Origin of the sequence: Modestobacter sp. VKM Ac-2979 (genome assembly GCF_026967995.1) — a bacterium.
Classification (GTDB): domain Bacteria; phylum Actinomycetota; class Actinomycetes; order Mycobacteriales; family Geodermatophilaceae; genus Modestobacter.
In genome coordinates, this window is record NZ_JAPVBO010000005.1 from 326,130 (window position 1) to 341,144 (window position 15,015).

A 15,015-nucleotide genomic window follows, 5' to 3' on the forward strand; every position below is an offset into this window, starting at 1 on the left:
CGGAGGGTAGTCGCTGCCCACCCCCGACCTGGCCTCCTCCCGGGCCTCCTCCCCCGCAGGGGGCCGCTCGGCTACTGCGCGGTGGCCGCGCGGACTAGATTGGCCCCTGGACCCTGGTCCGGAGCGGCGGGGCGACGGAGCCCCCGGCCGGGCAGGACAGAGAGGACGGCGTGCGCGAACTGAGCGTTCCCCCCACCGCCAGCGTGGGGCCAGAAGACGCCCTGCCGGACATGGTCGCCAGGAACGCGGCCGAGCACCCCGACGAGGTCGGGCTCCGGCGCCAACAGGCCGGTCAGTGGGTCGACGTCACCTACGCGGAGTTCGCCGCCGAGGTCGCCGGTGTCGCCAAGGGGCTGATTGCCGGTGGCGTGCAGGCCGGCGACCGGGTGGGGCTGATGGCCCGGACCCGCTACGAGTGGACGGTGCTCGACTACGCCATCTGGACCGCCGGCGCCGTCGTCGTCCCGATGTACGAGACCTCCAGCGTGGACCAGGTGGCCTGGATCCTCTCCGACTCCGGCGCGCGGGCGGTCGTGGTGGAGAACGCCGACCACGCCGCCTCCGTGGAGTCCGTGCGCGCCGAGGCCCCTGAGCTGGGCCCGGTCTGGGTGATCGACGACGGCGGGCTGGACACCCTGACCACCGCCGGCGCCGACGTGCCCGACAGCGAGCTGACCGCCCGGCGGGCCAGCCTCTCCGCCGACAGCCTGGCCACGCTGATCTACACCAGCGGCACCACCGGCCGGCCCAAGGGCTGCGAGCTCACCCACGCGAACTTCCTGTTCGAGATCCGCAACGGCATGACGTTGCTGAGCCGGTTCATGAACCCCGACGGCTCGCTGCTGCTGTTCATCCCGCTGGCCCACGTGCTGGCCCGCGTCCTCCAGGTGGGGGCGCTCAACACCCGCACGGTCATCGGCCACACCCCCGACATCAAGGACCTGGTGGGAGACCTGGGCCGGTTCCAGCCCACCTTCGTGCTGGCCGTGCCCCGGGTCTTCGAGAAGGTGTTCAACGGCGCCAAGGCCAAGGCGGAGGCCGACGGCAAGGGCAAGATCTTCGGCCGGGCCGCCGAGGTGGCCGTCGACTGGTCGCGCGCGCAGGACACCGGCGGCCCCGGGCTGGCGCTGCGGGTGCAGCACGCGCTGTTCGACAAGCTGGTCTACGGCAAGCTGCGCTCCGCCCTCGGCGGGCGCTGTGCCGGCGCCATCTCCGGCGGCGCCCCCCTGGGCGAGCGGCTCGGCCACTTCTTCCGGGGCATCGGCGTGACGATCTTCGAGGGCTACGGCCTGACCGAGACCACTGCTGCCGCCGCCGTCAACCACGACGCGGCGCTGCGCATCGGCACCGTCGGGCGCCCGCTGCCCGGCGTCGACGCGGCGATCGCCGAGGACGGCGAGGTGCTGCTCCGCGGCGGGATCGTCATGCGCGGGTACTGGAAGAACGAGCAGGCGACCACCGAGGCCATCGACGCCGACGGCTGGTTCCACACCGGCGACATCGGTGAGCTCGACGCCCAGGGCTTCCTGCGCATCACCGGGCGGAAGAAGGAGATCCTGGTGACCGCGGGCGGCAAGAACGTGGCCCCCGCCGTGCTCGAGGACCGGCTGCGGGCGCACAAGCTGGTCAGCCAGTGCCTCGTCGTGGGCGACCAACGGCCCTTCATCGCCGCGCTGGTCACCCTGGACGTCGAGGCGCTCCCGACGTGGCTGAAGGCCCAGGGCAAGGACACCTCGCTCACTCCCGAGCAGTTGCGCGACGACCCGGAGCTGCTGGCCGAGCTGGACACCGCCGTCGCCGAGGCGAACAAGGCCGTCTCGCAGGCCGAGGCGATCAAGAAGTTCCGGGTGCTGGGCGACGACTTCACCGAGGACAACGGCACCCTCACCCCGAGCCTGAAGCTCAAGCGGGCCGTGGTGATGAAGCAGTTCGGCACCGAGGTCGAGGCGCTCTACGCGCGGTAGCGCCTGAGGGGTCGAGCCGGTAGCGCCAGACGGCTGAGCTGCTCGGCCCCGCGCTCAGCGCGCGGGGTCGAGCAGGTCGGCGAAGGTCGACGCGATCGTCGTCCAGGACCACCGCTGCTCGACCCACGCCCGGCCGGCCGCGCCCATCGCCCGGGCGCGCGCCGGGTCGTCCAGCAGGTCGGCGAGCACGCCCGCGACCGCGGCGGGCGACCGCGGGTCCACCACGTGCCCCGTCACCCCGTCCCGGACGGTCTCCGGCGCCCCGCCCGAGGTGCCGGCGACGACCGGTCGGCCACAGGCGGCCGCCTCCAGGAACACCATGCCCAGCCCCTCGACGTCCAGCCCACCGCGGCGGGTGCGACAGGGCATGGCGAACACGTCCCCGGCCGCGTAGTGCGCCGGCAGGTCCGCCGGTGCCACTCCCCCGGTCAGGACGACGGAGCCGGTCAGCCCCCGGGCGGAGACGGCGCGCCGCAGCGCCGGCTCCAGCGGGCCGCCGCCCACCAGCAGCAGCTTCGCGCGCGGGTGCCGGGCCAGCACCTGCGCCCAGCCCTCGACCAGCAGGTCCTGCCCCTTGCGCGGTACGAGCCGGGACACGCAGACCACGACCGGGTCGTCCCCGAGCCCGTACCGCTCCCGGACCAGGGCCCCCTCGGCGTCCGGGGTGAACCGGTCGACGTCGACCCCGGGCGAGAGCTGTGCCAGTTCCGTGCGGTCGCCGAGGGCCGGGGCCAGCCGCCCGTGCGTGTACTCGCTGATGTACGTGAGCACGTCCAGCCCGCCGGCGATGCGCTGCAGGAGCTGCCGGGCCGCCGGCAGCGCCACCCAGCCGGTCTCGTGGCCGTGCGTGGCCCCCACCAGGCGCTCGACCCCAGCCCGCCGCAGCGCCGGCGCGAGCAGTCCCAGCGGTGCCGCCGCGCCGAAGAACGCCGTCCGGCAGCCGTGCTCGCGGGCCAGCCGCGCAGCGGTCCGGGCGACGCGCGGCGTCGGCAGCAGCATGCCGGTGGGAGCACGCACCACCGGATAGGGCAGTGCGGCGTCGTGTGCGGCGGAGCCGGGGTGGTCCGAGGCCAGCACGACCAGCGACTCCGGCGGCCGGGTGGCCAGCAGGGCGGCGACGAAGGTCTGGATGCCCCCCTGCCGGGGCGGGAAGTCGTTGGTGACGACCAGGGTGCGGTCCTCGCTCACCGGTCGCGCACCGCCACCCAGTCGGCGGCGAATGCGATCCGCTGCGGCACCGTGGGGTGCGACCCGAAGGCCCACTGCCAGATCGCGGGCGGATCGGGGTCGCTGAGGTTGGCGCCCCCCAGTGCCTGCTGCACCGCCACGAAGGAGTCCGGGTCCTCGGTCAGGTCGAGCGCGTGCAGGTCCGCCCGCGCCTCGATGTGCCGGGAGACCAGGTTCTGCACGGGCGTGGACAGCAACGTGCCCAGCGAGAGCAGCAGCAGGAGCAGGCCGACCACGGCCCCGTCCCCCGGCCCCGCTGCGCCGGCCCGGCGCAGCAGTGGGGTCGACCCGAGGAGCCAGCCCAGCAGCGCGACGCCCGCCCCGGCGCCGAGCGCCCCGATCAGCGTGCCGGTCAGGACGTCGTCGTTCGCCACGTGCCCCAGCTCGTGGGCGGTGATCGAGACGATCTCCTCGTCGGGCCGTTGGTCCAGCAGCGTGTCGTAGACGACGATCCGCCGGGTGGAGCCGAAGCCGGAGACGTAGGCGTTCAGTGCGGTGGTGCGCCGGCTGGCGTCGGCGACCAGCACGTCGTCGACCGGTGTGCCGCTGCGTTCGGCCAGCGCGATCAGCTCCGTGCGCAGCGGACCGGCCGGCATGGACTCGAAGCGGTTGAAGGCCGGCTCGATCACCAGGGGGTAGAGGAACGACCCGATGACGACGAGGGCCGCGGCCGCCGTGCCCGCCCACGCCCACCAGGTGCGCGGGGCCCGTCGGGCGAGCGCGACCAGGGCCAGCAGCCCCAGCGCGGTCAACCCGGCGGAGATGCCGTAGGAGGTCGCGACGTCGCGCGCCCACAGGTCCCAGCCGCGCGTGGACAGGCCGTAGCGACGCCGCACCACCTCGCCGTATGCCGACAGCGGCAGGGTCACCAAGCGGCCGACGAGCAGGATCGCGAGCGAACCGAGCAGCACCTGCCAGCCCCAGCCACCGCCCAGCGGCCGGGCGACGGCCCGGGCGGTCGCCGCTCCGGCCCGGGTGAGCCCGAAGACCGCCGAGACGAGCAGGCTCAGCACCAGCGAGGTCAGCGAGGCCGGGCGCAGCGCCGCGGTGAAGGCCTCCGCCCGGGCCACCTGCTCCGGACCGAACGCGGCGCCCGGATCGACCGGGGTGCGGCCGCCGGGCGGCACGGGCAGCACGTCCCACGGCGTGGCCAGGGCGATCACGGCGACCAGCGCGGCACCGAGCACCGCCGCCACCAGCAGCGCCGCGCGCCGGGACCCGGCGGCTCCTCCCCGGCTCATCCGTGGGCTCGCGGACCGGGCGGGAGGGGCACGGCGCCGAGCTTAGGCAGGCTGCCTGTGGCCCGGCTGGACAGCCGGACCGGACGGCTCAGCCGAGGAAGCGGCGCGCCCCGGCGTAGCCGGCCATGTCGACGCTGGTGACCTGCACCGGGACACCGAACGTGGCGGCGTGCACCATCTGGCCGCCGCCGATGTACATGCCCACGTGGCTCACCGGGCTGCGGAAGAAGACCAGGTCGCCGGGCTGCAGCTCGCTCCGTGAGACCGCCGTCCCCATCGTGGACTGGAGGCGGCTGGAGTGCGGCAGGGTGACCCCCGCCGCCGCGTAGGCGTACTGCGTCAGGCCCGAGCAGTCGAAGGCGTCCGGGCCACCGGCGGCCCACACGTACGGGTCGCCGAGCTGGGCCATGGCGGTGTCCACGGCGACCTGCGCGGAGGAGCTGGTGGCCACCACCTCGACCGGCGCCTCGAGCACCGGCCCGGCGTGCTCCTCGGCCACCTCCTCCTGCTGGACGACGGTCAGCGCGTCGTGCTGCTCCTGGTACTCGCCGATCCGGGAGGTGAGTTCACGCTGCCGCGTGGCGACGTCCTGCAGCGTCTGCTCCGCGGCCGCGGCGGCCGCCTCCGCCTCCGCCTGTGCCTGCGCAGCGGCAGTCGCCGCCGCGGTGACCTGGGCGAGGACGTCGTTCGTGTGCCCGGCGATGCTGTCCAGGGTGGTCACCTGGGAGACGAACTCGTCCGGCGACCCACTGGTCATCAGGGCGTTGAAGCGGGACAGGTGCTCCCCGGTGAAGGCGCTGCGGGCGACCCGGCGCACCTGCTCGTCCAGGGCGGCCAGTCGGGCCTGGGCCTCGGCGACCGTCTGGGCCGCGGCGGCTGCGCCTGCCTGCTGCTGCTCCAGCGTCTCCTGCGCCTCGTTGAACTGCTCGGTGACGACCTCCAGCTCGTGGGTCGCGTCGGCCGCCAGCTGGGTGGCCTGCTCCGGGCTGGTCGCCTCGGTGGCCTGGTCGCCCGGGGCCGCGGCGGCATCGCCCGGCAGGACCGCCAGCGTCAGGCTCGCGGCGACGACTGCCACGATCCCGACGCCCAGTCGACCGGCGAGACGGCCGGGGCGCGCGTGCACCGGGGTGTCGGCAGCGGGGGCCGACCATGCTGGCAGGGCGCGGGACTGGGGGCTCGCCACGGGGCGCCGGACTCCACTTCTCGCACTCGGACCGCGGCGCACCACCCGAGGAACGGGTCGGCGGTCCGGCGGTGCCCGAGCGAGGTCACCCTCTGTGGCGACTTCGTCTCGTTCGGACACGACGAACGTATGTCCGTGACCGGATCGAGACCTAGCCCCGTCAAACCTCGAAGTGACCCCAGGACCTGACAAATCACAGGGGTGCAATTTGTCAGCTCACGTGGCGGTCCCCGTGCGACGACGCATCCTGATGACGCAAGGGCGGAACCAGCCCGAAGTCTGCCAAGGCCCGGACGGCCTGCTCCTCCACGTCGTCCCACTCGACGACCGGGCGCGCCCCCTCGGCCGCACCCTGGTCGGGCCCGCCCGCGCCGTCGGCCGACGCCTCCCCCGGTGCGGCGCCGGCCACCCGCACGCCCTCACCGGCCGGGACGCCGGCGGACACCCCTGGCCGGCGTCGCGTGAGCGGCACGACGGTGGGGGCGCTCCCCCGCCAGTCGGGTGGGGCGCCCAGCAGGACGGTCACGACGCAGTCGTCGCAGCCGTGACCGCGGACGGTGCAGGTGTCGCAGTCGATGAGCACGGCGGCTCTCCTTGTCTCCTGTGGTCCAGACACCGCGGACCGTAGGAGCGACCACCGACAGTTCTGCCGGGCTCCCGGCCGGGGAGCCCGGTCGACGCGTCGAGGAGCCGGCCCCGCGGCCCCGGGCCGATGGCTCCCGCGGCGTGGCCTCCCGGGGACTGTCGGACCCGCGACCTAGCGTCCGCGCCGTGCCGTCCGTACCTGCCGCGCCGTCCGCGCAGCCACCAGCACCCCCTCCGGTCCCCCCGCCCAGCACGGGCCCCGCCCCCTCCCGGTGGCGGCAGGTGGCGCTGCCGAGCGGCCACCGGGCGCAGGCCGAGCCACGCTTCCAGCAGGCGACGATCGACGACCTGGGCACCCCACTGGCCGGGGTCACCTTCGTGGTCGTCGACCTGGAGACCACCGGGGGCTCGCCCAAGGACAGCGCGATCACCGAGATCGGGGCGGTCAAGGTCCGCGGCGGTCAGGTGCTCGGCGAGTTCCAGACCCTGGTCGACCCCGGTCACGAGATCCCGCCCTACATCAGCGTGCTGACCGGGATCACCTCGATGATGGTGGCCGCGGCACCGCGGATCGACGCGGTGCTGCCGGCCTTCCTGGAGTTCGCCCGCGGCGCCGTCCTCGTGGCGCACAACGCCCCCTTCGACCTGGGGTTCCTGCGGGCGGCCTGCGAGGCGAGCGGGCTGCTCTGGCCGGTGTCCGCCTCGGTCGACACCGCCGTCCTGGCCCGCCGGCTGCTCAGCCGCGACGAGGTGCCCAACTGCAAGCTGGCCACCCTCGCGCCCTACTTCTCCACCTCCACCCAGCCCTGTCACCGCGCGCTGGACGACGCCCGCGCGACCGTCGACGTCCTGCACGGGCTCTTCGAGCGCCTCGGGCCGCTGGGCATCACCTCCCTGGAGGAGCTGACCGGGCTGACCCGCCAGGTCGACCCGCAGCGTCGCCGCAAGCGCCACCTCGCCGAGCACGTCCCCTCCGGTCCCGGGGTGTACGTCTTCCGCGGCCCTCGTGACGAACCGCTCTACGTCGGCACGTCGGGCGATCTCCGCAGCCGGGTGCGCAGCTACTTCTCCGCCGGGGAGCAGCGCAGCCGGATGACCGAGATGATCACCCTCGCCGAGCGGATCGAGGCGCTGCCGTGCGCGCACGACCTCGAGGCCGCCGTCCGGGAGCTCCGGCTGATCGCCGAGCACAAGCCCCGGTACAACCGCCGGTCCCGGTTCCCCGAGCGCGCGCTGTGGGTCCGGCTGACCGACGAGCCGTTCCCCCGGCTGTCGGTGGTGCGCCGGGTGCGCCCGGGGGGCGGCGCGTTCCTCGGCCCCTTCCCGGACCGGCGCGCAGCCGACGCCGCCGTCGCCGCCGTGCACGAGTCCCTGCCGCTGCGGCAGTGCACCTCCCGCCTGTCGCTGACCGTGCTGGGCAGTGCCTGCGCCCTGGCCGGGATGGGCCGGTGCGGGGCGCCCTGCACGGGCGACCAGACCCGCGAGGAGTACGCCTCGATCGCAGCGGTGTTCCGGGCGGCCGTCGAGTCCGACCCCCGTGACCTGGTCGCACCGTTGCTGCACCGGGTCGAACGGCTGGCCGAGGAAGGCCGGTACGAGGAGGCGGCCGTGCTGCGCGACCGAGTGGCCGTGCTGGTCCGGGCGGTGCGGCGTCGGCAGCGCCTGGAGTCGCTGGCCACCGTGCCCGAACTGGTCCTCGCCCGGCCCGACGGCGCCGGGGGCTGGCAGCTGGCGGTGGTCCGTCGTGGCCGACTGGTCGCTGCCGGCGTCGCCGAACGGGGGCGGTCCGTCCGTGGCCACCTGGCCGACCTGCGCACCACCGCCGAGACCCCGAACGGCCCGGACGACGAGCTGGCCGCCTCCGTCGACGAGACGGAGCTGGTGCTGCGCTGGATGGAGAAGCCCGGCACCCGCCTGGTCGACCTGACCGGCACGCTGGCCAGTCGCACCCCCGGCACGGGCGACTACAGCGGCTTCCTCGCCCAGGTGGAGGCCGGCCGCGCCGAGCGGGACCCCTTCGCCGACACCCGGTCGCTCAGCACCCGCAGCCAGCCGGACCGGGTCGCCCCGGGTGCCCCGGCAGCCGGCGGGCGCACCGCCGGACGGCGCGGCCGGGTCGCGACCGGGCTAGCATCCCGGACGTGATCACCGCCATCGTGATGATCGATGCCGCCACCGACTCGATCGGCGAGGTGGCCGAGGCGGTCGCCGCGCTGCCCGGGGTCAGCGAGGTCTACTCCGTCGCCGGCGACGTCGACCTGGTCGCGCTCGTCCGGGTGCACGAGTTCGACGAGATCGCCGAGGTCATCGCCGGTCGGATCAACAAGGTGCCCGGCGTCGTCGACACCGCCACGCACATCGCCTTCCGTGCCCACTCCCGGCACGACCTGGAGGCCGCGTTCTCGATCGGCTTCGAGTCGACGGACCAGTAGCTCGACCCGGACGTCGGGTCGACCCGTAGCGGGCTCAGCCGACGTCTGCGCGGCCTGAGGGCGACCGGGTCGTCACCCGCGGGCGGCGCGGCTGACCCGCACCCAGTCGGCCAGCTTCGCGGCCGCCCTGCCGTCGTCCACAGCGGCCGCTGCGCGCTCCAGCCCGGCGCCCAGCGCGTCGTGCAGCCGGGCCCCGCGTGTGTCGAACGCGGCGAGGGCCCCGGCCGCGTTGAGCAGCACCGCGTCCCGGACCGGTCCCGGCTCGCCGGCCACCAGCCGGCGGACCACCTCGGCGTTGACCTCGGGACCGCCACCGCGCAGGGCCCCTGGCCCGGACACCGGGATGCCCAGGGCCGTGGGGTCCAGCCGCTCGGCCACCACCTCACCGTCGCGCACCACCCACACGGCCGAGGTCGTGCTGGTGGTGAGCTCGTCGAGGCCGTCGTCCCCACGGAAGACCAGCGCGCGGGTGCCCCGGTCGGCGAGCACCTGGGCCAGCACCGGGGCCATCCGGGTGTCCGCGCAGCCGATCGCGGCGGCCACCGGGCGGGCCGGGTTGGTCAGCGGGCCGAGGAAGTTGAAGACCGTGCCGATCCCCAGCTCCCGTCGGGGAGCCGCCGCGTGCCGCATCCCGGGGTGGAAGACAGGGGCGAAGAAGAAGCCGATCCCCGCCTCCCGCACGCAGTGCGCCACCGCCGGGGCAGGCAGGTCGATGACCACCCCGAGCGCCTCGAGGACGTCGGCGGTGCCCGAGGCCGACGACGCGGCCCGGTTGCCGTGCTTGGCCACCGGGACGCCGGCCGCCGCGGTGACGATCGCGGCCATGGTGGAGATGTTCACCGTCTGCGCGCCGTCGCCCCCGGTGCCGACGATGTCGACGCAGTCCACCGGCAGCTGCACCGGGGTCGCCTGTTCCAGCATCGTCGCGGCGAGCCCGGCCACCTCCTCCGGGGACTCGCCCTTGGCCCGCAGGGCCACGACGAACCCGGCGACCTGGGCCGGGGTCGCCTCCCCGGTCATCACCTGGCGCATCGCCCAGCGGGTGTCCTCGGCCGCGAGGTGCTCACCCCTGGTGAGTCGGGTGAGGAGGCCGGGCCAGGTCGGGCTGGCTGACGTCATCGGGTCAGCGACGGACGGCCGGGCGCTGTGCTGCCCGGTCGCGGAGCAGTCCGGCGACGACCTCGGGCGCGGTCAGCGGGTCGACCGGGTAGGCCAACGTGGCGTCGGCCATCGACCAGTGCGCCAGCCAGCGGTCCGCCTGCCGGGCGATGAGCACCACCAGCTGCGGACAGTCGGCGATCTCGTGCTTCAGCTGGCGGCTGATCCCCATGCCACCGGTCGGCTGCGCCTCACCGTCCAGCACGCAGAGGTCGACGCCACCGCGGTCGACGGCGGCGACCACCTCGTCGGCGGTCGCACACTCCAGGTACGTGACCGGCCCCACATCGGGAGCCGGAGCGTTGCCCAGGGCCGTCCGGACGGCGGTGCGGACCTCGGCCCGCTGGCTGAAGACCAGGACGGTGGCCGGTGCGGCGTCAGGGCTCACCCGCGCGAGCCTAGTGCCCCCGGTACGAGGGGTGGGGAGGCGACGTACCGGGCTCGCCACAGGTGGCCGGACCGAGCGCGCCACGCCCACGTACCCCACGTCGTGGGGCGGCTGTCCCGATGCCATGATGAACCCGTGACAACGGCCCCCGTGGCGAGCAGCACCTTCGACACCTCGCGGGTGCACTCCCTGACCCGACCGAACATGGTCAGCGTCGGCACGATCGTCTGGCTCGCCAGTGAGCTGATGTTCTTCGCCGGCCTGTTCGCCATGTACTTCACCGCCCGCGCCCGCGCAGAGGACGGCTGGCCGCCGGAGCCGACCGAGCTCAACGTGCCGTACGCGTTGTTCTTCACACTGATCCTGGTCGCCTCGTCGGTGACCTGTCAGTTCGGCGTCTTCGCCGCGGAGATCGGCAACGTCTACGGCCTGCGGCGCTGGTTCACCATCACCTTCGTGATGGGCCTGGTCTTCGTGCTGGGCCAGATGTTCGAGTACCGCACCCTCGTGGTCGACCACGGCACGACCATCGCGTCGTCGGCCTACGGGTCGGTCTTCTACCTGACCACGGGCTTCCACGCCCTGCACGTGATCGGCGGCCTCGTCGCCTTCGTCTTCGTGCTCATACGGTCCACCATGGGCCGTTTCACACCTGCCCAGGCGACGTCCGCGATCGTGGTGTCCTACTACTGGCACTTCGTCGACGTCGTGTGGGTGGGCCTCTTCATCACGATCTACCTGATCAAGTAGGGAACCGGGTGTCCACCACGAAGGCCTCGTCCGAAGCCCCTCTCGAGGGCGGCCGTCGCGGGCTGCTGCGTCGCCGGCTGGTCGCTGGCACGCCGGCCGCCGCCGCCCGTGACCGGCGCCGCTCCAAGCAGCGCCGCCGCCTGGCCAACGTGGCCGGGCTGATGGCCGCCCTGGTCCTGACCGGGGTGGGCTACTCGGCCTTCGCCCCCGGGGCCATCGCCGCGGACGAACGGTCCGACAGCGAGTCCATCGCCGTCGAGGCCGGCCGCGAGCTCTACGTCCTGAGCTGCATCACCTGCCACGGTTCCAACCTGCAGGGCGTGGAGGACCGTGGCCCGTCGCTCATCGGGGTCGGCTCGGCGTCGGTCTACTTCCAGGTCTCCACCGGCCGCATGCCGCTGGTCCGCCAGGAGGCCCAGGCCCCCGAGCACCCGGTGATCTTCACGGAGGCCGAGATCGCGCAGCTGATGGCCTACGTGCAGGCCAACGGCGGGGGGCCGACCGTTCCCTCGGGCGACCTGCGCGACGGCGAGCTGGCCGAGGGCGGCGAGCTGTTCCGCCTGAACTGCGCCTCCTGCCACAACTTCGTCGGCGAGGGCGGCGCGCTCTCCTCCGGCAAGCGGGCTCCCTCGTTGGACGGCCTCACCGACGCGCAGATCTACGCGGCCATGCTGACCGGCCCGGAGAACATGCCGGTGTTCGGCGACAACCAGCTGACGCCCGAGGAGAAGCGCTCGGTCATCGACTACGTGCAGACGATCCAGGACCAGGCCGACCCCGGTGGCGCCCCGATCGGTCGCGCCGGTCCGGTCGCCGAGGGCCTGGTGCTCTGGGTCGCCGGCGTCGGTGCCCTGCTGTTCGGGATCTTCTGGATGGGGACGAAGGCGTGAGCACGACGGACAAGCACCCTGGTTCGACCGGCAGCGACGTCGACGGCCCCACCCACGGCGGGCCGGACGACGAGTACACCCCGGCGCAGCTGGCGGCGATGGACCGCACGCAGCTGGACCGGCTCGGTGCCCGCTACGACGGCGTGGAGATCCTGCACGTCGAGCCCGGTCCCGTGCCGGGGTCGGCACTGGAGAAGCAGGCCACCCGCCAGGTGACCATGTGGTTCGCCCTCGGCGCGTTCTTCGCCGTCGCCTTCCTGGTCGTCTACGCCGGCTCCGGCTGGTTCCTCCCCGACTGGGAGTGGGAGGTCGGCGCCGACTCCTGGAGCGCGCTGTTCACCCCGCTCCTCGGGCTGGCGATGGGCCTGTCGCTGCTGTGCATCGGCATCGGCCTGGTCCAGTACGTCAAGAAGCTGCTGCCGCACGAGACCGCGGTACAGGACAAGCACGACGGCTCGCACTTCGACCGGGTCACCACCGGTGCGTCCTTGATGAGCGGCCTGGACAAGTCCGGGCTCCCCCGCCGCAAGCTGCTCCTGGGCACGCTCGGCGTGATGGGCGCCGCCTTCGGCGCCATGCTGATCGCCCCGCTGGGCGGTCTGATCAAGAACCCCAACACGGGCAACCCGCTCGGGACCACGTCGTGGGCCGAGGGGGTCCGCCTCCTCCGCGACGACGGCACCCCGATCCGTCCGGGTGACCAGCAGCCCGGTTCCCTCGAGACGGTCTTCCCGGCCGTCGAGGGTGGCAACCGGCAGGCCGACGCAGCCACCATGCTGATCCGGCTCCGGCCGGAGCAGCAGCTCAGCGATGAGCCCCGGGAGGGCCAGGCCGACTTCTCCTACGGCGACTACGTGGCGTACTCGAAGATCTGCACGCACGCCGGCTGCCCGGTGTCGCTCTACGAGCAGGAGACGGGGCGCATCCTCTGCCCTTGCCACCAGTCACAGTTCCAGGTGACCGAAGGGGCAAAGCCGGTCTTCGGTCCGGCGACCCGCGCACTCCCCCAGCTGCCCATCACGGTCGACGACGAGGGCTACTTCGTGGCACGGAGCGACTACATTGAGGCAGTCGGCCCCACCTACTGGAACCGGGAACGGATCTGATGGCCACCACCACGGCGGCGCCTGGTGCGCCGACGAGCAAGATCGGGAAAGCGGCCCTCGAGGTCGACGACCGGCTGATCGTCGCCGGCCCGCTGCGCCGGACCCTGAACAAGGTCTTCCCTGACCACTGGTCGTTCCTGCTCGGGGAGATCGCGCTCTACTCCTTCGTCATCCTGCTGCTCTCCGGCACGTACCTGACGTTCTTCTACGACGCCACGATGCAGGAGGTCGTCTACGAGGGGACCTACGCGCCGTTGCGGGGCGTGGAGATGTCGGCGGCCTACGAGTCGACGCTCGGGCTCTCCTTCGACGTCCGCGGCGGTCTGCTGATCCGGCAGATCCACCACTGGGCCGCCCTGCTGTTCGTGGCCTCGATCGTGATCCACCTGCTGCGGATCTTCTTCACCGGTGCGTTCCGCCGCCCCCGCGAGACCAACTGGCTGATCGGCGTCGTGCTGCTGGTCCTGGCGCTGCTCATGGGCGTCACCGGCTACTCCCTCCCCGACGACCTGCTGTCGGGCACGGGCCTGCGGATCATCAGCGCGATCATCCTGTCGCTGCCGGTCATCGGCACCTGGGCGCACTGGGCGGTCTTCAACGGCGACTACGTCGGCACGGAGATCATCGGACGGTTCTACATCGTCCACGTGCTGATCCTCCCGGCGATCATCCTGGCCCTGATCGCGGCGCACCTGCTGATCCTGGTCAAGCAGAAGCACACGCAGTTCCCCGGTGCCGGTCGCACCGAGCACAACGTCGTCGGGAACCGGCTCTTCCCCGCGTTCGCCGTCAAGGCGACCGCGCTGTTGTTCATCGTCTTCGGGCTGTGTGCCGCCCTGGGCGGTCTGGTGCAGATCAACCCGATCTGGCTGTGGGGTCCGTACAACCCGGCGCAGGTGTCGGCCGGTTCGCAGCCGGACTGGTACATCGGCTTCCTCGACGGGTCGACCCGCCTCTTCCCGGCCTGGGACATCAACCTGCCCGGCGACTACACGATCCCGGCGCTGTTCTGGCCCACCGTGGTCGGCGCTGGCCTGATGTTCACCGTGCTCGCGCTCTACCCGATGATCGAGCGCAAGCTGACCGGGGACACCGCATCCCACCACCTGCTGCAGCGCCCCCGCGACGTCCCTGTCCGGACGTCGGTGGGCGCCATGGCCCTCACGTTCTACGTGATCCTGTGGATCTCCGGTGGCAACGACCTGATCGCCGACAAGTTCGACATCAGCCTCAACGCGATGACCTGGTTCGGGCGGATCGGGTGCCTGGTGCTCCCGCCGTTCGCCTACTGGATGACCTACCGGCTGTGCATCGGGCTCCAGCGGCACGACCGCGAGGTGCTCGAGCACGGCATCGAGACCGGGGTCATCCGGCGGCTGCCCAGCGGTGAGTTCATCGAGGTCCACCAGCCCCTCGGCCCGGTGGACGAGCACGGCCACGGTCAGCTGGCCTACGGCGGCGCCTCGGTGCCCAAGAAGATGAACCAGGTCGGCGGCGCACGCCGTGCGATCAAGGGCTTCTTCAAGCCGGTCGAGGAGCCGGCCGAGGTGCAGCGGCAGGCAGAGCTCGAGGCCCGCGGGCTGGAGTCGGAGCAGGCCGACCGGCAGTCCATCACCTCTGGCCGCCCCTCCGAGGGGGGCCGTCCCTCCGAAGGCGGTCGGCCGCAGGCTCCGCGCGACTGACGCAAGGCACGAACAGCAGGGCCCCGACGGACACCTCCGTCGGGGCCCTGCTGCATCTCCGGCTGCTCTGCCCGGGCTCGATCCGTCCGCACGCTGAGACGGCGAATCACCGGCGTCTCTCGTGACCGCGCGGCGCAGCCGCCGTCCTCCGGCGGCGGCCGCCAGCCGGTGCGTGACACGTCCTCGCCCATGTCAGGTCGGTGCATCGACCTGTGCGGCTGCGGCCGGCAGGAGCACGAGGACGACACCGCCCTCGTGCGGCGGCAGCTGACCGGGCTCGTGGGACCAATGCTCGAGCTCGGTGGCGGGCCCGGTCACTGGACCGCTCTCCTGCACTCCTCTGGCGCCAGGTGACGGACGTCGCCATGGTCTCCGAGTTCGTCACGCACGCGCAGCCGACTCATCCCGG

General features: G+C 73.2%; 14 protein-coding genes. 7 read left to right on the forward strand and 7 right to left on the reverse strand.

The genetic code is table 11. From position 1 onward, the window contains the following. Positions 1-230 precede the first annotated feature (230 nt). Complete coding sequence (locus tag O2W15_RS16385; protein WP_269180146.1) at positions 231-1,964, forward strand: AMP-dependent synthetase/ligase; 1,734 nt, start codon at positions 231-233, stop codon at positions 1,962-1,964. Between the two features lie 54 nt (positions 1,965-2,018). Here the strand turns inward: O2W15_RS16385 and O2W15_RS16390 are convergent, their stop codons facing one another. The 4 genes from O2W15_RS16390 to O2W15_RS16405 form a co-directional block, all read right to left on the reverse strand. Further along, positions 2,019-3,152: a glycosyltransferase family 4 protein gene (locus tag O2W15_RS16390; protein ID WP_269180147.1), complete on the reverse strand. Its 1,134-nt coding sequence runs from the start codon at positions 3,150-3,152 to the stop codon at positions 2,019-2,021. Continuing rightward, positions 3,149-4,432: a M48 family metalloprotease gene (locus O2W15_RS16395; protein ID WP_269180148.1), complete on the reverse strand. Its 1,284-nt coding sequence runs from the start codon at positions 4,430-4,432 to the stop codon at positions 3,149-3,151. The genes O2W15_RS16390 and O2W15_RS16395 overlap by 4 nt, the downstream gene beginning before the upstream one ends. An 88-nt stretch (positions 4,433-4,520) precedes the next feature. Next, positions 4,521-5,615 (reverse strand): C40 family peptidase, encoded by a 1,095-nt coding sequence (locus O2W15_RS16400; RefSeq protein ID WP_269180149.1) that lies wholly within the window; start codon positions 5,613-5,615, stop codon positions 4,521-4,523. Between the two features lie 211 nt (positions 5,616-5,826). Beyond that, the gene (locus tag O2W15_RS16405) at positions 5,827-6,198 is read right to left on the reverse strand and encodes a hypothetical protein (protein WP_331253876.1); all 372 of its coding nucleotides are present in this window, start codon (positions 6,196-6,198) and stop codon (positions 5,827-5,829) included. Positions 6,199-6,482: 284 nt separating this feature from the next. On the opposite strand from O2W15_RS16405, the gene O2W15_RS16410 reads away from it, so the two are divergent. Both O2W15_RS16410 and O2W15_RS16415 read left to right on the forward strand, forming a co-directional pair. Beyond that, positions 6,483-8,345 carry a DEDD exonuclease domain-containing protein gene (locus O2W15_RS16410; protein ID WP_269180150.1) on the forward strand — a complete coding sequence of 621 codons (1,863 nt, stop codon included), beginning with the start codon at positions 6,483-6,485 and terminating at the stop codon, positions 8,343-8,345. Beyond that, entirely contained in the window at positions 8,342-8,632 is a 291-nt protein-coding gene (locus tag O2W15_RS16415) for an Lrp/AsnC family transcriptional regulator (RefSeq protein ID WP_269162130.1), read from the forward strand. Before O2W15_RS16410 ends, O2W15_RS16415 begins: the two co-directional genes overlap by 4 nt. A 72-nt stretch (positions 8,633-8,704) precedes the next feature. On the opposite strand, the gene trpD is transcribed toward O2W15_RS16415, so the two are convergent. Together trpD and O2W15_RS16425 are read right to left on the reverse strand one after the other, a co-directional pair. After that, a complete protein-coding gene (gene trpD / locus O2W15_RS16420) occupies positions 8,705-9,751 on the reverse strand; it encodes an anthranilate phosphoribosyltransferase (protein ID WP_269180151.1) in 1,047 nt (348 codons plus the stop codon). A 4-nt stretch (positions 9,752-9,755) separates the two neighbouring features. After that, complete coding sequence (locus tag O2W15_RS16425; RefSeq protein WP_036334860.1) at positions 9,756-10,178, reverse strand: hypothetical protein; 423 nt, start codon at positions 10,176-10,178, stop codon at positions 9,756-9,758. Positions 10,179-10,313: 135 nt separating this feature from the next. Between O2W15_RS16425 and ctaE the strand changes: the two genes are divergently transcribed. Genes ctaE through qcrB form a run of 4 tightly spaced genes read left to right on the forward strand, consistent with a single transcriptional unit; the run spans position 10,314 to position 14,606 of the window. After that, the gene (gene ctaE / locus O2W15_RS16430) at positions 10,314-10,928 is read left to right on the forward strand and encodes an aa3-type cytochrome oxidase subunit III (protein ID WP_036334859.1); all 615 of its coding nucleotides are present in this window, start codon (positions 10,314-10,316) and stop codon (positions 10,926-10,928) included. Positions 10,929-10,936: 8 nt separating this feature from the next. Next, positions 10,937-11,818: a cytochrome bc1 complex diheme cytochrome c subunit gene (qcrC, locus tag O2W15_RS16435; RefSeq protein WP_269162127.1), complete on the forward strand. Its 882-nt coding sequence runs from the start codon at positions 10,937-10,939 to the stop codon at positions 11,816-11,818. Next, on the forward strand, positions 11,815-12,924 hold the full coding sequence (gene qcrA / locus O2W15_RS16440) for a cytochrome bc1 complex Rieske iron-sulfur subunit (protein ID WP_269162126.1): 1,110 nt from the start codon (positions 11,815-11,817) through the stop codon (positions 12,922-12,924). The genes qcrC and qcrA overlap by 4 nt, the downstream gene beginning before the upstream one ends. After that, the gene (qcrB, locus tag O2W15_RS16445; protein WP_269180152.1) at positions 12,924-14,606 is read left to right on the forward strand and encodes a cytochrome bc1 complex cytochrome b subunit; all 1,683 of its coding nucleotides are present in this window, start codon (positions 12,924-12,926) and stop codon (positions 14,604-14,606) included. The genes qcrA and qcrB overlap by 1 nt, the downstream gene beginning before the upstream one ends. A gap of 192 nt (positions 14,607-14,798) precedes the next feature. On the opposite strand, the gene O2W15_RS16450 is transcribed toward qcrB, so the two are convergent. Beyond that, positions 14,799-14,924, reverse strand: coding sequence for a hypothetical protein (locus O2W15_RS16450; protein ID WP_269180153.1), 126 nt, complete (start codon positions 14,922-14,924; stop codon positions 14,799-14,801). Positions 14,925-15,015: the final 91 nt, after the last annotated feature.

Bases quoted from the DNA above. Each gene is read 5' to 3' on its own strand.
- trpD (WP_269180151.1), bottom strand. From the start codon at position 9,751: ATGACGTCAGCCAGCCCGACCTGGCCCGGCCTCCTCACCCGACTCACC.
- qcrB (WP_269180152.1), top strand. From the start codon at position 12,924: ATGGCCACCACCACGGCGGCGCCTGGTGCGCCGACGAGCAAGATCGGG.
- O2W15_RS16385 (WP_269180146.1), top strand. From the start codon at position 231: ATGGTCGCCAGGAACGCGGCCGAGCACCCCGACGAGGTCGGGCTCCGG.
- O2W15_RS16395 (WP_269180148.1), bottom strand. From the start codon at position 4,432: ATGAGCCGGGGAGGAGCCGCCGGGTCCCGGCGCGCGGCGCTGCTGGTG.